Genomic DNA, 23,359 nt, shown 5'->3' on the forward strand with positions numbered 1-23,359 from the left:
CTATCGGCCATTGTGTTCCCTGGATGGAACGTGGTGCCGCGAAGGTTGCATGGGAAAATAGTTTCCGATGGCCGGTGAACTGAGTCTTCGAGCAGTCGGTATCCGGGTGTACGTGCCCGCCACCCTCTACGGCTTCGGCCAGGGCGCGATCGCGCCGATCATCGCACTGGCAGCGCGCGACCTGGGTGCCTCGGTGAGCACGGCGGGCCTGATCGTCGCTTTCCTCGGGCTGGGCCAGCTCGTCGCCGACGTACCCGCGGGCGCGCTGGCGGCCCGGATCGGAGAGCGCAAGGCGATGCTGGCGGCCGGCGGGCTGATCGCCGTGGCGCTGGTGCTGTGCTGGTTCGCGCCGTCGGTGTGGGCGCTCGGGCTCGGCATCTTCGCGATCGGGCTCGCGGGCTCGGTGTGGATGCTGGCCAGGCAGGCCTACATCGCCGAGGCCGTCGCTCCGGAGTTGCGGGCACGGGCGCTGTCGACGCTGGGCGGTGTGCACCGGATCGGCCAGTTCGCCGGGCCGTTCGTGGGCGCGGCCGTGGTCGGCCTGCTCGGCGTACGAGGACCGTTCCTGCTGTTCATCGCGGCCGTCGGGATCGCACTGATCGTGCTGGTCGGACTGCCGGAGCCGCGCGGCGCGAACTCCGGAGACGCCCGGCGCGGCAGCATCAAGGACGTCCTGCGGATGGGCCGCGACTCGTTCCCGGTGCTGCGTACGCTCGGGCTCGGCGTGCTGATGGTCGGAGCCGTCCGTGCGTCCCGCAACGTGGTGATCCCGTTGTGGGCGGACCATCTCGGCATGGACCCGGCGCACACGAGCCTGATCTTCGGCGTTGCCGGTGCCGTCGACATGCTGTTGTTCTATCCGTCAGGTCTGCTGATGGACAGACGTGGCCGTAACTGGGTCGCGGTGCCGTCGATGGCCCTGCTCGGGCTGGCGATCGCGCTGCTGCCGCTCACAACCGGTGTCGCCGGCCTGGCTGCCGTCGCCGTGCTGATGGGGATCGGGAACGGCATGGGCAGCGGCCTGGTGATGACGCTCGGTGCCGACCTCTCGCCGCCTGGTCGCCGGCCGGAGTTCCTCGGCGCGTGGCGGCTGTGCTCCGACATCGGCAACGGCCTCGGCCCGGTGGCGATCAGTGCGGTCGCCGCAGTGTTCGCACTGTGGGCGGGAATCGCGATGATGGGCGTCGTCGGGGTCGTCGCCGCGACCATGCTGGGCTACTGGATTCCGCGCCGGATCCCCGGACCGAAACGGGCGAAGCCGGCCGTAGCCGCCGACGACCAAGAAGGTGGCGGAGCTTTACCGAGCCGTGGGGATTCAGGTGGCAGCGGTTCGTTAGCATGAGGCATGGACCTGAGCCCCCGCCCAGACGCCGCAGTTTCCGAGTTCGCCCCCCTTGGTCTTACGTTCGACGACGTGCTCCTGCTGCCCGGGCACTCCGACGTCATCCCCAGTGAAGTAGACACGACCAGCCGCGTGTCGCGGCGGATCAGCGTCAAGATTCCCTTGCTGTCCAGTCCGATGGACACAGTCACCGAAGCCCGGATGGCGATCGCGATGGCGCGCCAAGGCGGGCTTGGCGTGTTGCACCGCAACCTCTCGATCGAGGACCAGGCGCAGCAGGTCGATCTGGTCAAGCGTTCCGAGGCCGGCATGGTCGCCCAGCCGATCACGATCGGCCCCGACTCCACGATCGGTGAGGCCGAAAGCCTTTGTGCGCAGTTCCGGATCTCCGGCGTGCCGGTGGTCGCGCCCAACCGCGAGCTGCTGGGCATCGTCACCAACCGCGACATGCGGTTCGAGGCCGACCCGACGAAGCTCGTCAGCGACGTCATGACGCCGATGCCGCTGGTCACCGGCTCGGTCGGCATCTCGGCCGACGACGCGATGGCATTGCTGCGGCAGCACAAGGTCGAGAAGCTGCCGCTGATCGACGGTAACGGCAAGCTGCAGGGCTTGATCACGCTGAAGGACTTCGTCAAGCGCGACCAGTTCCCGCTGGCCACGAAGGACGACTCCGGCCGGCTCCGCGTCGGCGCCGCGGTCGGCTTCTTCGAGGACGCGTGGAAGCGCGCGATGACGCTGATCGAGGCCGGCGTCGACCTGCTGATCGTCGACACCGCCCACGGTCACACCAGCATCGTGATGGACATGATCCACAAGCTGAAGGTCGAGCCGGCGGCCGCACACGTCGATGTCGTCGGCGGCAACGTCGCCACCCGCGACGGTGCGCAGGCGGTCGTCGACGCCGGCGCCGACGGGGTGAGGGTCGGCGTCGGACCCGGCTCGATCTGCACCACGCGGGTCGTCGCGGGCATCGGCGCGCCGCAGGTCACGGCGATCTTCGAGGCCGCGCAGGCCGCGCGCCGCGCCGGCATTCCGGTGATCGGCGACGGCGGGCTGCAATACTCCGGCGACATCGCCAAGGCGATCGTCGCCGGCGCCGACACCGTGATGATCGGCTCGCTGCTGGCCGGCTGCGAGGAGAGCCCCGGCGACCTGGTGTTCATCAACGGCAAGCAGTACAAGACCTATCGCGGCATGGCGTCGCTCGGTGCGCTGAGCTCTCGCGGCAAGGCGCGGTCCTACTCCAAGGACCGCTACTACCAGGCCGATGTCTCCGCCGACGACAAGCTGATCGCCGAAGGCGTCGAGGGTCAGGTGCCCTTCCGCGGGCCGCTCGCGGCAGTCGCGCACCAGTTGGTCGGCGGGCTGCGGCAGTCGATGTTCTACGTCGGCGGCCGCACGATCCCCGAGCTGCAGGAACGCGGCCGGTTCACCCGGATCACCTCGGCCGGGCTGAAGGAAAGCCACCCGCACGACATCCAGATGACGGTCGAGGCGCCCAACTACTGGACGCGCTGACCACAGAGCGCAGTGCCGGCCCTCCCGAGTCCAGCCCGGGAGGGCCGGATGCGTATCCACCTGGGACAATTCGTCGGTGACCGAGATCGAGATTGGCCGCGGCAAGCGCGGTCGCCGCGCGTACTCCTTCGACGACATCGCGATCGTGCCCAGCAGGCGCACCCGTGACCCCGAGGTCGTGTCCACGGCCTGGCAGATCGACGCGTACCGCTTCGAGATGCCCGTGGTCGCCGCGCCGATGGACTCCGTGATGTCGCCCGACACGGCGATCGCCCTCGGCAAGGCCGGCGGGCTCGGCGTACTCAATCTCGAAGGCCTGTGGACCCGCTACGAGGACCCCGAGCCGCTGCTCGGTGAGATCACCGGCCTGGACGCCGCCACGGCGACCCGGCGGATGCAGGAGATCTACTCCGAGCCGATCAAGCCCGAGCTGATCACCGACCGGCTGGCGCAGATCCGCGCCGCCGGCGTGACCGTGGCGGGCGCGTTGTCGCCGTCGCGTACGAAGCGGCTCTGGAAGACCGTCGTCGACGCGGGCGTCGACATCTTCGTGATCCGCGGCACCACGGTGTCGGCGGAGCACGTCTCGCACCAGACCGAGCCGCTGAACCTCAAGCAGTTCATCTACGAGCTGGACGTTCCGGTGATCGTCGGTGGGTGCGCGACCTATCAGGCCGCGTTGCACCTGATGCGTACGGGCGCCGCCGGCGTGCTGGTCGGCTTCGGAGGGGGAGCGGCGCACACGACGCGTACGGTGCTCGGCGTCGCGGTGCCGATGGCCTCGGCGGTGGCGGACGTCGCGGCGGCGCGGCGGGACTATCTGGACGAGTCGGGCGGTCGCTACGTCCACGTGATCGCCGACGGCTCGGTCGGCCGTTCGGGCGACATCGCGAAGGCGATCGCCTGCGGTGCCGACGCGGTGATGCTGGGCTCGCCGCTGGCGCGGGCGGAGGAGGCGCCGGGCCAGGGCTTCCACTGGGGCCAGGAGGCACACCACGGTGAGCTGCCGCGCGGCGCGCGGGTGGAGATGGGCTCGATCGGCACCATGTCGGAGATCCTGTTCGGCCCGTCCCGCCAGTCCGACGGCACCATGAACCTGATCGGCGCCCTGCGCCGCGCGATGGCGACGACCGGCTACACCGACCTGAAGGAGTTCCAGCGCATCGAGGTCGTCGTCCAGTAGCTGTGAAGTGAGTGCTCCGGGCCATCAGGTCCGGCACTCACCGCTCCGGCGGCGGCAAATCACGGGTCTACCTGCGAACTGTCGGCGGCCATAATTGAGCTTGTGAGTGAGTGTTCACTCAGTTACCTTCGTACCTGTGACCAGCAGGAACATCCGAGCACGGCCGTTGCCGCCCGAGGAGCGCCGAGCGGCGATCCTGCACGCGACCGTGCCGCTCGTACGTGAGCATGGTCTCGCTGTGAGTACTCGCCAGATCGCGAAGGCCGCGGGCGTCGCCGAGGGGACGCTGTTTCGTGTGTTCCCGGACAAGCGGGCACTGTTGAAGGCCGCGGTCGAGGCCGCGCTCGATCCGGACGCCGGTGCCGCGGCGCTGGCCAAGGTCGACCGCTCGCTGCCACTCGAGCAACGCCTGGCCGCGGTGCTGGACCTGATGCGAGAGGGCATCGAAGCCACCTGGCAACTGTTCGCGGCCATCCGGGCGACGGAGACCGACAAGAACAAGCTGCCGCTGATGGAGGTCCGCCGTAGCTTCGAGCCGCTCACGAAAGCCCTGGCGGAGCTGCTCGAGCCGGATGCACACCGGCTCCGCGTGACGCCACGCAAGGCGGCGCGGCTGGTCGGCCCCATGCTCATGGTGACGCTGCACCAAGCCCGCGCCGAGCCCACCGACGAGCCGCCGTTCACCACAGCAGAACTCGTCGACACCTTTCTCCACGGAGTCGCCTGTCCCGACCCGGACGGCTGCTCGACATCGGACCAGATCGAGGGGAGTCATCAGTGCTGATTCGCCTGCTCCGCATTCACTTGAAGCCATACGGCGGAGCACTTACGGGGGTCGTCCTCCTCCAGTTGCTGGGGACGATCGCATCGCTCTACCTGCCGAGCCTCAACGCCGACATCATCGACAAGGGTGTCGCGCGCGGGGACACCGGCTACATCCTCACCACCGGCGGCTGGATGCTGCTGGTCACGTTGGCTCAGATCGTCTGCTCGATCGGAGCGGTCTTCCTCGGCGCGCGTACCGCGATGGGGCTGGGCCGCGACGTACGGTCGGCGGTCTTCCATCGCGTCGGTGAGTTCTCCGCCAGGGAGGTGTCGCACTTCGGTGCGCCGTCGCTCATCACCCGCACCACGAACGACGTCCAGCAGGTGCAGATGCTCGTCATGATGAGCTGCACGCTGATGGTGATGGCGCCGATCATGATGGTCGGCGGCGTCGTGATGGCACTGCAGGAGGATGCCGGACTGTCCTGGCTGCTGCTCATCTGCGTACCCGTGCTGATCCTGGCGATCTCCCAGATCGTCGTCCGCATGGTTCCGCAGTTCCGGGCGATGCAGGAGCGCATCGACGACGTCAACCGCGTCCTGCGCGAGCAGATCACCGGCATCCGGGTGGTCCGCGCGTTCGTCCGGGAGCCGTACGAGACCGACCGGTTCAGGACCGCGAACGACCAGCTGACCACCACTGCGTTGAAGGCCGGCCGGCTGTTCGCGCTGATGTTCCCGACCGTGATGCTGGTGCTGAACGCCTCGAGCGTCGCGGTGCTGTGGTTCGGCGGCCACCGGGTCGACGCCGGACAGGTCGAGGTGGGTTCGCTGATCGCGTTCCTCAACTACCTGCTGCAGATCCTGATGTCGGTGATGATGGCGACGTTCATGGCGGTGATGGTGCCGCGCGCGGCGGTCTCGTCCGAACGCATCGTCGAGGTGCTCGAGACCGAGCCGTCGGTACGTCTGCCCGACAATCCCGTCACCGAACTGGCGCGGCACGGCGACCTGGAGTTCCGCGACGTGGAGTTCCGCTATCCCGGCGCGCACGACTCCGTGCTCCGCGACATCGCGTTCGAGGCCCGGCCGGGCCAGACGGTCGCGATCGTCGGGAGCACGGGCGCGGGCAAGACGACGTTGCTGTCGCTCATCCCGCGGCTGTTCGACGTGACCGGCGGGTCGGTGCTCGTCGACGGCGTGGACGTCCGCGAGCTCGAGCCCGACCTGCTGTGGGTACGGATCGGACTGGTGCCCCAGCGGCCGTACCTCTTCACCGGCACGGTCGCCTCGAACCTCCGCTACGGCAAGCCGGACGCCACCGAGGCCGAGCTGTGGGACGCGCTCGAGGTCGCCCAGGCGGCTGACTTCGTACAGGCGATGCCGGACGGGCTCGACTCGGCGATCGCGCAGGGCGGTACGAACGTGTCCGGCGGTCAGCGGCAGCGGCTGGCGATCGCGCGGGCGCTGGTGAGCAAGCCGGACCTCTACCTGTTCGACGACTCGTTCTCGGCGCTCGACCTCGGGACCGACGCGCGACTGCGGGCCGCGCTGCGTCCCCGTACCCGGAACGCCACGGTCGTGATCGTGGCTCAGCGCGTGTCGACGGTCATGGACGCCGACCAGATCATCGTGCTGGAGAACGGCGAGATCGTCGGCAAGGGCACGCACGACGAGCTGCTTTCGACCTGTCCCACGTACGAGGAGATCGTCTCGTCGCAGCTCACTGAGAGGGAGGCCGCATGACGACGCCGACGCCTGATCGTCAGGGTACGCCGGCCGAGAACGGCGCTTCCGGCAACGGCGCCTCCGGGAACGGAGCGCAGGCCGCGGGCGGCAACGGCGCGGCGCCGAAGTCGCGTGCGAGAGACGCGAACCGGCCGCGCGGCGCCGGGTTCGGCGGTGGCCCCGGTGGCATGGGAGCCGGCATTCCGGCCGAGAAGGCGATGAACTTCTGGCCGTCCGCACGTCGCCTGCTGGGCCGGCTGGCGCCCGAGCGCATGCTCGTGAGCGTTGTGATCGGGCTCGCCGTGATCAGTGTGGCGCTGGCGGTGCTGGGTCCGAAGGTGCTCGGCTGGGCCACCGACGCCATCTTCACCGGCATCATGGGCAAGCAACTGCCCGCCGGCATCACCAAGGAGCAGGCGATCCAGGCCGCTCGCGACCGTGGTGACAACGGCATCGCCGACCTGCTGTCCGGGATGGATGTCGTACCAGGGCAGGGAATCGACTTCGATCACCTCGGCAAGGTCCTGCTGTTCGCGCTGGGTGTGTACGTGCTGGCCTCGGTGTTCCAGTGGCTGCAGGCGTACATCCTGAACGGCGTCGTGCAGCGCTCGATCTTCAAGCTGCGCTCGGACGTCGAGGACAAGCTGCACCGGCTGCCGCTGTCGTACTTCGACAAGCAGCCGCGCGGTGAGGTGCTGAGCCGGGTCACCAACGACATCGACAACGTGAGCCAGAGCCTGCAGCAGACGATGAGCCAGCTGCTCAACTCGCTGCTGACCGTCGTCGGTGTGCTGGTGATGATGGTGGTGATCTCGCCGCTGCTGGCGCTGGTCGCGCTGGTCGCCGTACCTCTGTCGGTGGTCTTGACTACCGTGATCGCCAAGCGGTCGCAGAAGCAGTTCGTCGCGCAGTGGAGGCACACCGGCGAGCTGAACGGGCAGATCGAGGAGATGTTCACCGGACACTCGCTGGTGAAGGTGTTCGGGCGGCAGAAGGAGGTCGAGAAGCGGTTCACCGAGAAGAACGACGAGCTGTTCAAGGCCTCGTTCGGCGCGCAGTTCATCTCCGGGATCATCATGCCGTCGATGATGTTCATCGGGAACCTCACCTACGTCGGCATCGCCGTCATCGGCGGCCTGCGAGTCGCGTCGGGCACCATGTCGCTGGGCGACGTACAAGCGTTCGTGCAGTACTCCCGGCAGTTCACCCAGCCGCTGACGCAGGTCGCGTCGATGGCGAACCTGCTGCAGTCGGGTGTGGCGTCGGCGGAGCGCGTCTTCGAGCTGCTCGACGAGGAGGAGCAGATCCCCGACCCGGCCGACGCTCGGCCGGTGTCCGCGCCGCGGGGTGAAGTGCGGTTCGAGCACGTCTCGTTCAGCTACGACCCGGACACGCCGCTGATCTCCGACCTCTCGCTGGTCGCGTCGCCAGGCCACACGGTGGCGATTGTCGGGCCGACGGGCGCGGGGAAGACGACGCTGGTCAACCTCGTCATGCGCTTCTACGAGCTCAACGGCGGGCGGATCACGTTGGACGGCGTCGACATCGCGGCGCTGACCCGCGAGGAGCTGCGGTCGAAGCTCGGCATGGTGCTGCAGGACACCTGGCTGTTCAGCGGGACGATCCGGGCCAACATCGCCTACGGCCGGCCGGACGCTTCGGAGGCCGAGATCATCGCGGCCGCCGAGGCGACGTACGTCGACCGGTTCGTGCGTTCCCTGCCGGACGGCTACGACACGGTGATCGACGAGGAGGGGAGCAACGTCAGCGCGGGCGAGAAGCAGCTGATCACGATCGCGCGGGCGTTCCTCGCCAACCCGGCCCTGCTGATCCTCGACGAGGCCACGTCGTCGGTCGACACGCGTACGGAGCTGCTGGTGCAGCACGCGATGGCGGCGCTGCGTACCGACCGGACCAGCTTCGTGATCGCGCACCGCCTCTCGACCATCCGGGACGCCGACCTGATCCTGGTGATGGAGGACGGGCAGATCGTGGAGCAGGGCACACACGCGGAACTGCTGCACCGCAAGGGCGCGTACTCAGCCCTGTACGAAGCCCAGTTCACCGCCCCCGACGTCGACATCGACGCCGAAGAACCCCCGGGCGGCCGCCAACCCATGCCGGCCGGTCGCTGACCGACCAGGGAGCCGGCGGCAGCGCGCGATCCTCGCTGCTCCGCCGCCGGCTCCGAACGTCTGGTCGCCTGCGAAACCACCGCTCCGCTGGCACCATGGACTCCACGAAGGTCCGTTCGCGACCTTTCTACCGGGGGCGGTGGTGGATGCAAATCCTGGAGTCGAGCGATTTCGGGTTGCGGTCGGCGGTGCTCACCTTGCGACGGCGCGAGACGCAGCTGCGGTTCATCCTGTTCCCTATGGTGCACTTGGCCGAGCCGGCCTTCTACGACGCCGTGGCCGAACGCCTGCGGATCTGCGACCTGATCGTCGCGGAGGGCGTGAAGGGCGAGTCGGCGCCGATGTCGCTGCTGACGGCTTCCTACCGCCTCGCCGGTTCGAGTTCGCGGCTCGGCTTGGTCGTCCAGTCGATCGACTTCGGTGGACTGGGCGTACCTGTGATCTACCCGGACCTGACCGGCCAGGAGTTCAGCCGGCAGTACAGCCGCGTGCCGCTCGGCCAGCGCTTCCTTCTGGGCGTGGCCGGGCCGGTAGTCGGCCTCGGGATCAGGCTGTTCGCCAGCCGGGAGCTGCTCGGCTCCCACCTGGCCATGGACGACCTGCCCACGCCGACGGACGAGCTCATCGGCGACATGTTCACCGAGCACGACGACGTGGTGGTCGACCGGCGGGACACCCTCGTGGTGGATGCACTCACCGCCATCCACGACGAGCGCCACTCGGAGCCGATCACCGTCGCCGTCGTCTACGGGGCAGGGCACGTGCCTGGCGTGGTGAACGCTCTTGGCGCCCGGCTGCACTACCTGCCGCGCAGCGCGGAGTGGCTCACGGTCTTCGAATACTGACGGGCGAACCGCGTCCGCCCGGCTGTCGGCTTGGTGGATCGCCTAGCCCTCGGCTTGGGGCACGAGTTGTTCGAGATTTGCCAGGACGGCCGGCGCCCGGAGCAGGTGGCGATGCGCCCGCCGGTAGGTGGGTAGCAGCGTCTGGTCGCCGGTGGCTGCCTGGTTGGCCATCCAGAGCAGGATCGCGAACTCGTAGAGCTCGCTCACAATCGGTGCGGGTCCGGCCGCATAGCCTTCATAGAACGAGAGCGGCGTGGGACCGATGTCCTTGAGGCGGAAGATGTCGAGACGCGCGAGGTCCCAGGCGGGGTCGCCGGCCCAGGCGAACTCCCAGTCCAGCCAGCCGGTGCAGCGCCAGCCGGCCGGCTCGCAGTCGACCAGGACGTTCCATGCATGCGGGTCGTTGTGCAGGAGCCTCACCGGTCGCTCATCGAACAGAGTCACCGCGCGCTGGTAGAGCGCGCCCACCCGGTCCGGGTCGATGTCGTACTCGCCGTGGCGGGCAACCTGTTCGCTGTGTGCGAGGGCGTTCGCGAGCTGCCAGCCGCCCCAGCTGCCTTCGGAAAACGGCCGCACTCGGCTGCCCACGATGACACCGGCGCTGCCGTCGCCGACCTGGATCTCGTGTACGCGCGCCAGGCTTTCGCCAACTGTCCGCCAGGCGCCGTCGTTGATCTCGGACAGGTCGCCAAGGGTCTGTCCAGGCAGGAACGAACACAGGACGGCCGTACCGTCGTCCGTCTCGACCTTTGTCAGGACTCGCGGAGCGGGGATGCCGTACCGACGCAGTAGATCGGAGAGCCACATCTCCTTTGCCGCTCGGTCAAGGTCATCCGGCCCGTCGAACGGCCAGCGATAGATCCGTGCGACGTAACGGTCACCGGCATCGAACTGGATCAGGTAGGTGGCGTTGACCAGCAACGGCCCTAGCGGCGTGGAGGTGTAGCCGTCCGTCGGAAGACCGGCGGCCCTCAGAACGAGGTCGATCGCGCGGCGGGCGTGCTCCGGATGGTTCGCGTCGCGGTGGGAGCTGGGCGTCACGGCACGGCACTCAGCTCGACGGTGGCGGCTGGCTGGTCGGGCAGTCGTCGTCGATGAGGGAGGCCATGGCTTCCAGTACTTCGGCCAGGTTGGCCAGCAGGCGGGGCTCGAGGCGGCCGAGCAGGCGGCGCGAGTGTTCCCGGTGCATCTCGTGCGCGTCTCGGACCAGCTGCTCTCCGTGCTCCGACAGCGCGACCAGCCGGACCCGCCGGTCACGTACGTCCGGCTTGCGGGCGACCAACCCACGTGCCTCCAGCCGGTCGACGATGCCGGTCAGCGTCGTCGCGCCTACGCCGAGGGCCTGTGCGAGGTCGTGGGAGGTACGGCTGCCCGATGCCGCCAGTACGAGCAGGACCTTGAGCTGTTGCATCGTGAGGTCCATCGAGAACAGGCCGAGGTCGCCCTTCTGGATCGCCAGCTTGCGCAGCGCAGACTCCGCCTGCTCGATGCGACCGATCAGCTCGTCCTGAGACTCTGACACCCTCGCCGCTCCTCCTTCCGAATGATCTCTCGGTTACTACCGCATGACGCTTCCCTGGGAAAACCCTGAGATGACCACTGCGGCGAGGATAGTTCGTACGAAGCGAAGTATCGTCGACCGCGTCCGGGGACGGTCCGAGAATGGCGCGTCCATGCCTCCGGACTGGTGGGGAATGACCGATGAAGGAGAAGCGTCCATCATGTCCAGATTGGCCAAACTCAGCCTGGCCAACCGAAGCCTGGTAGCACTCGCCTCGATCGCGGTGGTGATCTTCGGCTTTGTCGCAACCACCTCGTTGAAGCAGGAGCTGATCCCTTCACTCCAGCTGCCGATGGCTGTGACCATGACCACCTACCCGGGCGCTTCACCCGAGATCGTCGAACGTGAGGTCACCGAGCCGATCGAGTCGGCCATCTCCGGCGTCGACGGCTTGGAGGGTACGACCTCGACGTCCTCGAACGGGATGTCGGTGGTGACTGCCGAGTTCACGTACGGCACCGACATCGGCAAGGCCGTCCAGGACCTGCAGCAGTCGGTCAACCGGGTGCAGAGCCAGCTCCCCGACGACGCGGACCCGACCGTGCAGGCCGGCAGCTTCGACGACATCCCGATCATGGCCCTCGCCGCCAGCTCCGATCTGGACGAGCGTGAGCTGACGCAGCGGCTGAACGACGTCGCCGTGCCCGAGTTGCAGGAGATCTCGGGTGTACGCGACGTGCAGGTGAGCGGCGCGCGTACCGAGCAGGTCACGATCGCGCTCGACGACGCCAAGCTCGCCAAGGCCGGGCTGACCACCTCGTCGATCTCGCAGGCGCTGCAGGCCAACGGTGTGAGCATCCCGGGCGGCAACGTCACGGCCGGCGGCAAGACGTTCCCGGTCGACGTCGGCGCGCAGTTCACCTCCGTACAGCAGCTGAAAGACCTGCGCGTCATGCCGACCGCGGCCGCGCAGGGCCAGCAGAACCAGGGCCAGCAGAACCAGGGGCAGCAGAACCAACAAGGACAGCAGGGCCAGCCGAACCAACAGGGTGACCAGAGCCAGCGCCAGCAGGGTCAGGGCCAGGAAACCCAGCAGGGCCAGACCGGCCAGGAGCAGACCGCACCGCCGGCCACGCCGAAGCCCGTCAAGCTGTCCGACGTTGCCACTGTCAAGGAAGAGCTGGCGGCGCCCACGTCGATCAGCCGTACCGACGGCAAGCCCTCCCTCGGCATCGCGATCACCAAGACTCCCGACGGCAACACCGTCACCGTGGCCAACGGCGTCAAGGACAAGCTGTCCGACCTCGAGGAGCAGATCGGCGGCGGCGCCAAGCTGACCGTCGTCTGGGACCAGGCGCCGTTCATCGAGGACTCGATCGAAGGCCTTACGACCGAAGGCATGCTGGGCCTGGCGTTCGCGATCCTGGTGATCCTGATCTTCCTGCTGTCGGTCCGCACCACGCTGGTCACCGCGATGTCGATTCCGTTCTCGTTGCTGGTGGCGATGATCGGCCTCTACACCGGCGGCTACTCCCTCAACATCCTCACGCTCGGCGCGCTCACGGTCGCGATCGGCCGGGTGGTCGACGACTCGATCGTTGTGCTGGAGAACATCAAACGGCACATCGGGTACGGCGAGGAGAAGATCCACGCGATCCTCACCGCCGTACGCGAGGTCGCCGGCGCGATCACCGCGTCCACGATCACGACGGTCGGCGTCTTCCTGCCGATCGCGTTCGTCGGAGGGCAGACCGGTGAGCTGTTCCGCCCGTTCGGTGTGACGATCGCGGTCGCACTGCTCGCTTCGCTGCTCGTCGCGCTGACGATCATCCCGGTACTGGCGTACTGGTTCGTCAAGCCGAGGACCGTTGCGCCGGAGGAGCAGGCCCGCGCCCGCGAGGAGGCACTGGCCAAGGAGCGGCGCAACCCGCTGCAGCGCGTGTACGTGCCGGTGATCCGCTGGACGACCAAGCACCGCGTCATCACGGTGCTCACCGGAATCGCGATCCTGGCGGGCACGTTCGCGCTGGGCACCCGCGTCCAGACGAACTTCCTCGACGACAGCGGCCAGGACACGCTGACCGTGACGCAGGAGATGCCGGTGGCGACGTCGCTGGCGAAGACCGACGAGGCCGCCAAGCAGGTCGAGGACGTCATCGCCGGGCTGCCGGAGGTCGAGACGTACCAGGCGACGGTCGGTTCGACCAACAACGCGTTCTTCGGGCCGAGCGGCAGCAACAAGGCCGACTTCCAGGTCGCGGTCAAGGACGGCACCGACATGGTGGCGTTCGAGGACAAGCTGCGTGGGGAGCTCGACAAGGTGAAGGACGCCGGCGAGCTGACGATCGGCTCGGGCGGCGGTGGCGGCTTCGGCTCCACCAACGTGGAGGTCCTGGTCAAGGCGTCCGACAACGCGACGCTGGAGAAGGCCGCCGACCAGGTGGCGAAGGTGGTCGAGGACACGCCGGGCACCACCGACGTGACCAACAACCTCGCCACCGACCAGCCGAGCATCACGGTGACGCCGGACCGGTCCAAGGCGGCCGCGCTGGGCCTGTCCGACGCGCAGATCGGCCAGGCCGTCCGTTCGGCGTTCGAGGGTGAGCAGGCCGGCAAGGTCGTACTCGACGGGCAGTCGATCGACGTCCTGTTGCGCGGCACCACGGCACCCACGACGGTGTCGGCGATCGAGAAGCTGGAGATCGCGACGCCGCTCGGGCAGACGGTTCCGTTGTCCGACGTCGCGAACGTCGCTCAGGTGACGGCGCCGGCCCAGGTCACGCACACCGACGGCGAACGTACGGCGTCGGTCACGGCCACCCCGTCCGACACGTCCAACCTCGGTGCGCTGACGACCGACCTCACCACGCGGCTCGACGACCTCGACCTGCCGAACGGTGCGTCGTACGAGATCGGCGGCGTGAGCCAGGAGCAGAACGACGCGTTCGTCCAACTGGGCATGGCGATGCTCGCCGCGATCGCGATCGTGTTCCTGGTAATGGTGGCGACGTTCCGCAGCCTGATCCAGCCGCTGATCCTGCTGGTGTCGGTGCCGTTCGCGGCGACCGGTGCGATTGGGCTGCTGCTGCTCACCGACACGCCGCTCGGCGTACCGGCGCTGATCGGCCTGCTGATGCTCGTCGGCATCGTGGTGACGAACGCGATCGTGCTGATCGACCTGATCAACCAGTACCGAGAGCAGGGCCGTCCGATCCGGGAAGCGGTGATCGAGGGTGGGCGGCAGCGGCTGCGCCCGGTCCTGATGACCGCGCTCGCAACGATCTGCGCGCTGGTGCCGATGGCGCTTGGGCTCACCGGTGGCGGCGTGTTCATCTCGCAGCCGCTGGCGATCGTGGTGATCGGCGGGCTGGTGAGCTCGACGCTGCTGACGCTGGTGCTGGTGCCGACGCTCTACACGATGGTCGAGTCGTTCAAGGAGCGGCGCCGGGAGAAGCGCGCCCGCAAGCGCGGCGAGGCGCCGGCGGCGCCGGTGGCCGAGCAGGCGTCGTCGTCGGCAGGGGCCGAGGAGCCCGGGGAGGCGCCGGTGCGTACACCGGTCGGGACTGTGGTCCGGGCCGGCAACGGCTTCTCGCCGACCCATGCGGCGGAGCCCACCGCCCCGCGTACCGCCACGGCGACCACGGTGGTGAGCCCCGACCAGCCGGCGCACATCACGGTCGAGGTCGTGGTACGCAACGAAACCACGTAGCAGAAGCGCGAACCAGCAGCCCGGTCTCGGGAACGAGGCCGGGCTGCTGCCGTGTCCGGCCCGGCGCGGCGGTGTGGCTGGTCGGCGTCATCGTGCCGCTGTCAGTCGTCGGCCCGGTGCTGGCAGCGTGGAGGCTAGCTGGGGTCCGGTTCGTCGAGTTCGTTCCACTGTTCCGTGATCGCGACGCGGGAGGGGAGTAGCCGGGTGAGTGCCTGGCCCAGCGCGGGATCGTGGTCGCAGTCGATCGTGCGGCCTCCGCCGAGCCAGCGCAGAGTGAGCGAGGTCTGCTGGTAGCCGCGCTCGGTGTCGCCGCCATGGCTGACGCGGACGCCGGTGAGCTCGGCGACGGGTACGGTCCGTACGCGGGCGCGGCTTTCCAGCCGGACGTGCGTCCTGCCGAACTCGATGGCGCGTACGACGTACCGGTCCAGAATCACGCCAAGGCTGATGGTGAGAACCAACAGCCCACCGAAGACCAGCAGGGTGAGGGGAAACGCCGCCGGTCCGTAGCGCTCGAACGAACCGGGATCGCGCAGGCGGTAGACCACCGCCGCCACCAGGCCGACGAGCCACATCAGCCCGACCCCCGCGACCCCGGTCGGAAAGTAACGGGACTCGCACCGCACCACTTGATCCGGCTCCACCCCACCACCGTGGCCCCAGGCAGCCGGGACCGGTCCCCGGCCAGAGCTATGGGCGGAGCACTTCGCCGCTGGCGCTGCCTTCCACGGATCTCACGTACGCCTGGGCGACCTCCGCCACTGGCGTGCCGTCCGCCGGGTCGAGGCCGAGGTTGGTGAGGGTTTCGGCAACCCAGCCCGGGCTGACGGCGTTGACGCGGATGCCGCGGGCCAGGTCCACGGCGGCCGCCCGGACGAAGGCTTCCAGGCCCGCGTTCACCAGCGCTCCCGCCGCGCTGCCGGGCAGGCCTTCCGGAATCGCGCCGGAGGTGAGGGTGATCGAACCTCCGTCGCGCAGTGAAGCGGCCGCAGAACGAGCGACCGACACCTGGCCGAACAGCTTCGCCGACACCGTACGGGTGAAGTCCGCGTCGGTCTGGGCGGTGAAGTCGCCCAGCGGCGTGTTGGCCGCGCAGCAGACCACGGCGTCCAGGTCGCCCACGGCGGTGAACAGTGCGGCCACCGACCGCGCCGAGCCGAGGTCCACCGACGGTGACGACGAACGTGAGACCGCGACCACCTCGTGCCCAGCAGCCGACAGCGCCGCCACCACCGCCGATCCGATGACGCCGGTCGCCCCGATGACCATGATCTGCACGCCCGCGATCCTACGGCCCGCCCACGGTAGCCGCCGCGGGCGCGCCAGGACCCCGGATCGGCCCCGAACCGTAGCCGGGAGCCACCCGGCTGGTTACTGTGGAGTACATGACGGTGCCTGCCACAGTCTCCAGCCGGGTCGCCGGACTCACCACCCGCGTGGTCGCCGACTCCGGCGAGACCATGAAGACCACCGCGCCCGCCACCGGCGAGCCGCTGGCCACCATCCCGGTCTCCACGCCGGAAGACGTCGCTGTCGCGTTCGACCGAGCCCGCAAGGCCCAGGCCGAGTGGGCCGCCACGCCGGTACGCCATCGCTCGGCCATGCTGCTGCGCTACCACGACCTCGTGCTCGACCGCATGCAGGACATCCTCGACGTCATCCAGGCCGAGTCGGGCAAGGCCCGCAAGCACGCGTTCGAGGAGCCCTGCGACGTCGCGCTCAACTCCCGCTACTACGCCCGTCGCGCGCCACACCTCCTCAGGCCCCATCACCGCGCCGGCCTGATTCCCGGCCTCACGCGTACGCAGGAGCTGCGCCATCCCAAGGGCGTCGTCGGCGTGATCTCGCCCTGGAACTACCCCTTCACGATGGCGCTCTCCGATGGCATCGCGGCGCTGGCCGCCGGCAACGCGATCGTCTCCAAACCGGCCAGCCAGACCGCGCTCACCGCGCTCTACGGTGTCGAGCTGCTCGCCGAGGCGGGCATGCCCGAAGACCTCTGGCAGGTCGTGATCGGCGAGGGTTCGGTCGTGGGCGGCGCGATCGTCGACCACGCCGACTTCGTCTGCTTCACCGGATCGACGGCCACCGGACGCCAGATCGCCAAGCGGGCCGGCGAGCGCCTGATCGGCTGCACACTCGAGCTCGGCGGCAAGAATCCCCTTCTGGTGCTGGACGACGCCGACCTCGAGCTGGCCGCCGAGACCGCCACCAGGGCCTGCTTCTCCAACGCCGGCCAGCTGTGCATCTCCACCGAACGCCTCTACATCGCCGAGAAGGTCTACGACGCGTTCGTCGACCGTTTCGTGAGGAATGTCGAGGCGATCCGGCTCGACGCGACCTACGACTTCGGGCCCGACATGGGCTCGCTGATCTCCGAGCAGCAGCTGAAGACCGTCTCCACGCACCTCGCCGATGCCCGCGACAAGGGCGCCAAGGTGCTGACCGGCGGCGAGCACCGCCCCGACATCGGGCCGTACTTCTTCGAGCCCACCGTGCTCGAGAACGTCGCCGCCGGCATGACCTGCCACCGCGAGGAGACGTTCGGTCCGCTGGTCTCGGTCTACCGCGTCGCCGACGACGAGGCGGCGATCGCCGCGGCCAACGACTCGTCGTACGGCCTGAACGCCGCCGTCTTCTCCCGCGACGTCAGCCGCGGGCGGGCCGTGGCCTCGCGTCTCCAGGTCGGAACCGTCAACGTCAACGAGGCCTACTCCCCGGCCTGGGGCAGCATCGACTCGCCGATGGGCGGGTTCAAGGACTCCGGCCTGGGCCGTCGGCACGGCGCCGAGGGCCTGCTGAAGTACACCGAGGGCCAGACCGTCGCCACCCAGCGGGTGCCGCTGAAGCCGATCGGCTCGATGACCTACGACACGTTCGCCAAGTCGTTCGAGCTCGGCCTGAAGGCCTTCCGCAGGATCGGCCGTCGATGACCAGCTACGACGTCGTCGTGATCGGCTCCGGCTTCGGCGGCAGTGTCGCGGCGCTTCGCCTTACGGAGAAGGGCTATCGCGTCGCTGTGCTCGAGGCCGGCGCGCGGTTCGAGGACCACGAGTTCGCCGAGACCTCCTGGCAGCTCAAGCGTTTCCTGTTCGCGCCGCGCCTCGGCTGCTTCGGAATCCAGCGGATCTCGTTGCTCGACGACGTGATGGTGCTGGCGGGCGCGGGCGTCGGCGGCGGCTCGCTGGTCTACGCCAACACACTGTACGAGCCGCTCGACGACTTCTTCACCGACCGCCAGTGGCTCGGGATCACCGACTGGAAGGCCGAGCTCGCACCGTTCTATGACCAGGCCACCCGCATGCTCGGCGTCAACGTCAACCCGACCATGACGCCCTCCGACGTCGCGATGCGCAAGGTCGCCGACGATCTCGGCGTCGGAGACACGTTCCGGCTGACGCCGGTCGGTGTGTTCTTCGGCGACGAAGGAACGCCGCCCGGTGCGCAGGTCGGCGACCCCTACTTCGGTGGTGCCGGCCCGGCACGGCGCAGCTGCATCCAGTGCGGTGAGTGCATGACCGGCTGCCGGCACAATGCCAAGAACACATTGACGAAGAACTACCTCTACCTCGCCGAGCAGCTCGGTGCCGTGGTCCACCCGCTGACGACCGCGCGTACCGTACGCCCGCTCGCCAGGGGCGGTTACGCCATCGACACCACGCGAACCGGTGCGCGGGCCGGCCGCGGCCGGCGGACGTTCACCGCCGCGCACGTCGTGTTCGCCGCCGGCGCGCTCGGAACCCAGCGGCTGCTCCACCAGATGCGCGACGACCACGTACTCCCGCGGCTGTCGCCGATGATCGGTGAGCTCACCCGGACCAACTCCGAGTCGATCGTCGGTGCGGTCACGCGGGGGCGCGACGTCGACTACTCCCAGGGCGTTGCGATCACCTCGTCGTTCCACCCCGACGCGCACACCCATGTCGAGCCCGTGAGGTACGGCAAGGGCAGCAATGCGATGGGCATGCTGCAGACACTGCTGACCGACGGCGGCGAGCGGCGCTGGTTGCGTTGGATGGGCGAGGTGGCCAGGCATCCGTACCACTTCGCGCAGTCGTTCAACCTGCGCAACTGGTCGGAGCGGACGATCATCGCGCTGGTCATGCAGTCGCTCGACAACTCCCTCACGGTGAGCTTGCGCGGCGGCCGGCTGACGTCTCGGCAGGGGCACGGAACCCCAAACCCGGCGTGGATTCCCGCGGCCAACGACGTCGTACGCCGGCTCGCGGAAATCATCGACGGAGTGCCCGGCGGCACCATCGGAGAGATTGTCAACATACCTTTGACGGCGCACATCATCGGTGGAGCGGTGATCGGAGCGACTCCCGACGATGGTGTCGTAGACGCCTACCATCGGGTCTACGGCCATCCCGGCCTGCATGTCGTCGACGGATCGGCGATCTCGGCCAACCTTGGCGTCAATCCATCCTTGACAATTACCGCGCAGGCGGAGCGGGCGATGGCCTTCTGGCCGAACAAGGGAGAGGTGGACCAGCGGCCGCCGCTTGGTGCGGCCTATCGTCTGGTGAAATCGGTGGAGCCGTGGCGCCCAGCGGTTCCGCTAGGCGCCCCCGGCGAACTGAAACTCCCGTAAATCGCTGACGGGGCTGAGATCAGACTGCGCAAAGAGCGCTGGCCTTGGCGGAAGGCTTCTTGCCTTTCTGGCCGTCCGCAGCGGACTGGAATACACGGTGCAGCAAACCGAACACGTCACTCACCGAGTCATCGTATTTCACGTCATAACGCGTGCTGTAGGTCTGGCCGTCGATTGTGATCGAGTAATACAAGGCATCCGGCATTGGCGTCTTGGGTGTGGGTTTTCCGGTGGGTGTCGAGGTCGAGGAAATGGCATTGGTGGCAACGCTGAGTTGCGCCAGTGCACCCTTGTCGACATGGCACTGGAATGAGCTGCCCTGCCGGTCTGTCAAGGTGGCGCTGCCATCGGGCTGGATGACCAACGTGTCGTTGAAGCCGGCGAAGCCGCCGGTCCGCCGATAGGTGATCGGTGAGGTCAACTGCTGATCTGCTGGTGCTGTCGAGGGTGACGCGCTTGGAGTCTCCACCTTTGCGCCCGGCGACTGCTCTGTGCCGCAGGCCAACACCCCGACGGCCAGCAGACCCGCGATTACTGCCGCGGATGTGCCGCGTCGAAGCTCTGAAACGTTCATACCTGTGCGACGTAGGTGGTGCCCAGCCGGTTCCCACGCCGACCACAGCACCACCGCCGCCCAGACGAGCCAGCCGCCGAGGTCCGGGGGTCGAGGCGCGGCACTACGCGAGCCAGGGCAGACCGTGCGCTCCGCGGGGGGTTCGGGGGGTCGTCCCCCCGTGTAGATGACGAGCGAGAGCCGGTTCGCGCTTTTCAGCGAACAGAATTCACCCATCTCGCGAGTTCGGGCCCGGCCCCAGCAGGCGAGAGGCCGGGCCCCAAAACTCGTACCGGATAACCGCGAGGCCGCTAGCGGTGTGTCCGGCACGGACGGCGAGCACTGAGTGCCCGATCGCTCCGTCGCTTTTCACAACGATCCGTGGACGGAGGAGGTTACGCGGGTCCACGGATTTGCGTGGAACTTTGTTCGGCGCTTTCCGCGCATCGGTATGAATCGGGCGTTCCGCGCACCTTGCGTTCGGCTGAACGTGCCGTTTCGGGCAAGTTGTCGCGTCAAGCGGGAGCTGCGCGCGGAACTACTCCGTGTTGTCCGGTCGGAACTGACAGTGTGGAATCTTGTGGCCTAGTTGCGCCACAGCTCGATGGTCGCGGCCGCCAGGATCGCGGGGATCCCGATCACCACGAAGAGCACCTGTACCAAGTCGATCGCGTTCATGTCGTCAAGCTTCGCTCGCGAAGGTGCTGCGGGCATCGGCTGAACGGATCAACCTGACGTCCGCCGGATAGGTCACGGGACCTGGGTGAATCAGCCTCGAGGCCTAGGGGTGAACCCCTGCGGGGCAACCGCCGGTGATCACCGGCTGACCAGTAGACTCCTGTCTTCAGTAGGTCCGTCCGAAGGGTCATCGTGACCGAACACGATCTTGTTCTGGTTGTCGACTACGGCGCACAGTACGCCCAGCTCATCGCCCGCCGCGTCCGCGAGGCGAAGGTTTACTCCGAGATTGTTCCGCACACCACGCCCGTGGCCGAGATCCTGGCCCGCCGGCCGAAGGCGATCATCCTGTCCGGCGGACCGGCCTCCGTCTACGCCGAGGGTGCGCCGAGCGTCGATCCGGGGCTGTTCCAGGCCGGCGTTCCGACGTTCGGAATCTGCTACGGCTTCATGGTGATGGCCCAGTCGCTCGGCGGCGAGGTGCTGCGGACCGGCCAGTCCGAGTTCGGCCGCACGCCGGTCTCGATCAACGGCGGAAACGCGTTGCTGGCCGGCCTGCCCGAGCGGTTCAACGCCTGGATGTCGCACGGCGACGAGGTGATCGCGGCGCCCGAGGGGTTCGAGGTCGTCGCCTCCTCCGACGGTGCCCGGGTGGCCGCGTTCGAGCATCGCGAGCACCGGCTCGCCGGCGTGCAGTGGCACCCCGAGGTCGCACACTCCGAGCACGGCCAGAAGGTCCTGGAGTCGTTCCTCTACGACATCGCCGGCTGCCGCCCGACCTGGACGATGGTCAACATCGTCGAGGAGACCGTCGAGGCCGTCCGCGCCCAGGTCGGCGACCGCCGCGTGCTGTGCGCGCTGTCCGGCGGTGTCGACAGCGCGGTCGCGGCCGCCCTTGTCCAGAAGGCGATCGGCGACCAGCTCACGTGCGTGTTCGTCGACGGCGGCGTGCTGCGCAAGGGCGAGGCCGAGCAGGTCGAGAAGGACTTCGTGGCCGCGACCGGTGTGCAGCTGAAGGTCGTCGACGCCTCCGACGTCTTCCTCGGAGCGCTGGCCGGGGTCACCGACCCGGAGCAGAAGCGCAAGATCATCGGCCGGGAATACATCCGTACGTTCGAGCGCGCGGCCCGCGAGGTCGACGAGCAGGCCCACTTCGAGTTCCTCGTGCAGGGCACGCTCTATCCCGACGTCGTGGAGTCCGGCGGCGGCAGCGGAACCGCCAACATCAAGTCGCACCACAACGTCGGCGGTCTTCCCGACGACATCGAGTTCGAGCTGATCGAGCCGTTGCGTGCGCTGTTCAAGGACGAGGTACGCCGGGTCGGCGAGCAGGTCGGCCTGCCGCCGGAGATCGTGTGGCGGCACCCGTTCCCGGGTCCTGGCCTGGCGATCCGGATCGTCGGTGAGGTCACGCGCGATCGGCTCGACGTGCTGCGCGAGGCCGACGCGATCGCGCGGGCGGAACTCACCAACGCCGGTCTCGATCGCGACGTCTGGCAGTTTCCCGTTGTGCTGCTGGCCGATGTCCGTTCGGTCGGCGTCCAGGGCGACGGCCGCACCTACGGTCACCCGATCGTGCTGCGCCCGGTCTCCAGCGAGGACGCCATGACCGCCGACTGGTCGCGGCTGCCCTACGACCTGCTGGAGCGGATCTCCACTCGGATCACCAACGAGGTAAGGGAAATCAACCGCGTCGTACTCGACGTCACCAGCAAGCCGCCCGGCACCATCGAGTGGGAATGAGAGCTGCTTACTACGAGCAGTTCGGGGTCCTGCCCGAGGTTCGCACGTTGCCCGACCCGGCGCCGCCGGCTGACGGTGCCGTCATCCAGGTTGCCGCGACCGGGCTGTGCCGCAGTGACTGGCATGCCTGGAAGGGGCACGACCCCGACGTGAGCCTGCCGCACGTCGGCGGCCACGAGCTGGCCGGAACGGTGGTCGCCGTGGGCGGCGACGTACGCCAGCCCTGGTTGGGGAAACGCGTCACGGTGCCGTTCATCTGCGCGTGCGGGCGGTGCGGTGAGTGTGCGTCCGGCAACCAGCAGGTGTGTCCTTCGCAGACACAGCCGGGGTTCACGCACTGGGGCTCGTTCGCCGAACTGGTCGCGATCGATCACGCTGACGTCAACCTCGTGGAGCTTCCCGGGGAGCTCGGCGTGGAGACCGCGGCGTCGCTCGGCTGCCGGTTCGGCACCGCGTACCGTGCCGTGCTCAGGCGGGGCGGCGTGCGGGCCGGCGACTGGGTGGCCGTGCACGGCTGCGGCGGGGTGGGGCTGGCCGCGGTCGACATCGCGGCGGCGGCAGGGGCGCGGGTGGTCGCCGTCGACGTGGCGGCGGGGGCGCTCGAGCTGGCGCAGGAGCTCGGCGCGGAGGTCACGGTCGACGCGTCGGCCGTGGGGGATACGGCGGCGGCCGTACGGGAGCTGACCGGCGGAGGGGCGGACGTGTCGCTCGACTGTCTGGGGCATCGGCTCACGTGTGCGGCGTCGGTCCGAGGCCTGCGGCGGCGGGGGAGGCATGTGCAGGTGGGGCTGCTGCCGGCCGGCTCGTACGCCGACGCGGTGCCGATGGAGCTGGTGATCGCGCACGAGCTGGAGGTCGTCGGCAGCCATGGGCTGCAGGCGCATGAGTACCCGCGGCTGCTGGCCCGGATCGAATCCGGACGGCTGCGGCCGCAGAGGCTGATCCAGCGGCGGATCGGCTTGGGTGAGCTGCCGGCCGCACTGGCTGCGATGGACACGCTCGCGTCTGCGACGCCCGGACTGACGGTGGTTTCGTTCACCTAGCCGCCGCCGCTGCTTGCGG

General features: G+C 68.6%; 17 protein-coding genes. 12 read left to right on the top strand and 5 right to left on the bottom strand.

What is annotated here, in order from left to right:
* The first annotated feature begins 67 nt into the window (after positions 1–67).
* The 7 genes from ACYVF6_RS17820 to ACYVF6_RS17850 all read left to right on the top strand — a co-directional run bounded on the left by ACYVF6_RS17820 (position 68) and on the right by ACYVF6_RS17850 (position 9,519).
* Complete coding sequence (locus ACYVF6_RS17820) at positions 68–1,342, top strand: MFS transporter (protein WP_460522587.1); 1,275 nt, start codon at positions 68–70, stop codon at positions 1,340–1,342.
* A 3-nt stretch (positions 1,343–1,345) separates the two neighbouring features.
* On the top strand, positions 1,346–2,863 hold the full coding sequence (gene guaB, locus ACYVF6_RS17825; protein ID WP_460522589.1) for an IMP dehydrogenase: 1,518 nt from the start codon (positions 1,346–1,348) through the stop codon (positions 2,861–2,863).
* 76 nt (positions 2,864–2,939) lie between these two features.
* Positions 2,940–4,046 carry a GuaB3 family IMP dehydrogenase-related protein gene (locus ACYVF6_RS17830; protein WP_460522591.1) on the top strand — a complete coding sequence of 369 codons (1,107 nt, stop codon included), beginning with the start codon at positions 2,940–2,942 and terminating at the stop codon, positions 4,044–4,046.
* Between the two features lie 136 nt (positions 4,047–4,182).
* Positions 4,183–4,830, top strand: coding sequence for a TetR/AcrR family transcriptional regulator (locus tag ACYVF6_RS17835; RefSeq protein ID WP_460522593.1), 648 nt, complete (start codon positions 4,183–4,185; stop codon positions 4,828–4,830).
* Entirely contained in the window at positions 4,824–6,557 is a 1,734-nt protein-coding gene (locus ACYVF6_RS17840; RefSeq protein ID WP_460522595.1) for an ABC transporter ATP-binding protein, read from the top strand. Before ACYVF6_RS17835 ends, ACYVF6_RS17840 begins: the two co-directional genes overlap by 7 nt.
* Positions 6,554–8,674 carry an ABC transporter ATP-binding protein gene (locus ACYVF6_RS17845; RefSeq protein ID WP_460522598.1) on the top strand — a complete coding sequence of 707 codons (2,121 nt, stop codon included), beginning with the start codon at positions 6,554–6,556 and terminating at the stop codon, positions 8,672–8,674. The genes ACYVF6_RS17840 and ACYVF6_RS17845 overlap by 4 nt, the downstream gene beginning before the upstream one ends.
* A 146-nt stretch (positions 8,675–8,820) precedes the next feature.
* On the top strand, positions 8,821–9,519 hold the full coding sequence (locus tag ACYVF6_RS17850) for a hypothetical protein (RefSeq protein ID WP_460522600.1): 699 nt from the start codon (positions 8,821–8,823) through the stop codon (positions 9,517–9,519).
* A 42-nt stretch (positions 9,520–9,561) separates the two neighbouring features.
* On the opposite strand, the gene ACYVF6_RS17855 is transcribed toward ACYVF6_RS17850, so the two are convergent.
* Together ACYVF6_RS17855 and ACYVF6_RS17860 are read right to left on the bottom strand one after the other, a co-directional pair.
* A complete protein-coding gene (locus ACYVF6_RS17855; protein ID WP_460522602.1) occupies positions 9,562–10,560 on the bottom strand; it encodes a phosphotransferase family protein in 999 nt (332 codons plus the stop codon).
* Between the two features lie 10 nt (positions 10,561–10,570).
* Positions 10,571–11,041, bottom strand: a complete 471-nt coding sequence (locus ACYVF6_RS17860; protein ID WP_460522604.1) for a MarR family winged helix-turn-helix transcriptional regulator — start codon at positions 11,039–11,041, stop codon at positions 10,571–10,573.
* Between the two features lie 199 nt (positions 11,042–11,240).
* On the opposite strand from ACYVF6_RS17860, the gene ACYVF6_RS17865 reads away from it, so the two are divergent.
* The gene (locus ACYVF6_RS17865) at positions 11,241–14,729 is read left to right on the top strand and encodes an efflux RND transporter permease subunit (protein ID WP_460522607.1); all 3,489 of its coding nucleotides are present in this window, start codon (positions 11,241–11,243) and stop codon (positions 14,727–14,729) included.
* Positions 14,730–14,863: 134 nt separating this feature from the next.
* Here the strand turns inward: ACYVF6_RS17865 and ACYVF6_RS17870 are convergent, their stop codons facing one another.
* Complete coding sequence (locus ACYVF6_RS17870; protein ID WP_460522609.1) at positions 14,864–15,373, bottom strand: hypothetical protein; 510 nt, start codon at positions 15,371–15,373, stop codon at positions 14,864–14,866.
* 46 nt (positions 15,374–15,419) lie between these two features.
* Positions 15,420–15,998 carry a short chain dehydrogenase gene (locus ACYVF6_RS17875; protein ID WP_460523101.1) on the bottom strand — a complete coding sequence of 193 codons (579 nt, stop codon included), beginning with the start codon at positions 15,996–15,998 and terminating at the stop codon, positions 15,420–15,422.
* A gap of 116 nt (positions 15,999–16,114) precedes the next feature.
* Between ACYVF6_RS17875 and ACYVF6_RS17880 the strand changes: the two genes are divergently transcribed.
* Positions 16,115–17,662: a succinate-semialdehyde dehydrogenase (NADP(+)) gene (locus tag ACYVF6_RS17880; protein WP_460522610.1), complete on the top strand. Its 1,548-nt coding sequence runs from the start codon at positions 16,115–16,117 to the stop codon at positions 17,660–17,662.
* Complete coding sequence (locus ACYVF6_RS17885) at positions 17,659–19,323, top strand: GMC family oxidoreductase (RefSeq protein WP_460522612.1); 1,665 nt, start codon at positions 17,659–17,661, stop codon at positions 19,321–19,323. Before ACYVF6_RS17880 ends, ACYVF6_RS17885 begins: the two co-directional genes overlap by 4 nt.
* 19 nt (positions 19,324–19,342) lie before the next feature.
* On the opposite strand, the gene ACYVF6_RS17890 is transcribed toward ACYVF6_RS17885, so the two are convergent.
* Positions 19,343–19,897, bottom strand: coding sequence for a hypothetical protein (locus ACYVF6_RS17890; protein ID WP_460522614.1), 555 nt, complete (start codon positions 19,895–19,897; stop codon positions 19,343–19,345).
* Between the two features lie 846 nt (positions 19,898–20,743).
* Here ACYVF6_RS17890 and guaA point away from each other — a divergent pair.
* Both guaA and ACYVF6_RS17900 read left to right on the top strand, forming a co-directional pair.
* Complete coding sequence (gene guaA / locus ACYVF6_RS17895) at positions 20,744–22,297, top strand: glutamine-hydrolyzing GMP synthase (protein ID WP_460523103.1); 1,554 nt, start codon at positions 20,744–20,746, stop codon at positions 22,295–22,297.
* Positions 22,294–23,340 carry a zinc-dependent alcohol dehydrogenase family protein gene (locus ACYVF6_RS17900; protein WP_460522616.1) on the top strand — a complete coding sequence of 349 codons (1,047 nt, stop codon included), beginning with the start codon at positions 22,294–22,296 and terminating at the stop codon, positions 23,338–23,340. The genes guaA and ACYVF6_RS17900 overlap by 4 nt, the downstream gene beginning before the upstream one ends.
* Positions 23,341–23,359: the final 19 nt, after the last annotated feature.

The sequence above is a fragment of the Flindersiella endophytica genome (assembly GCF_054779015.1).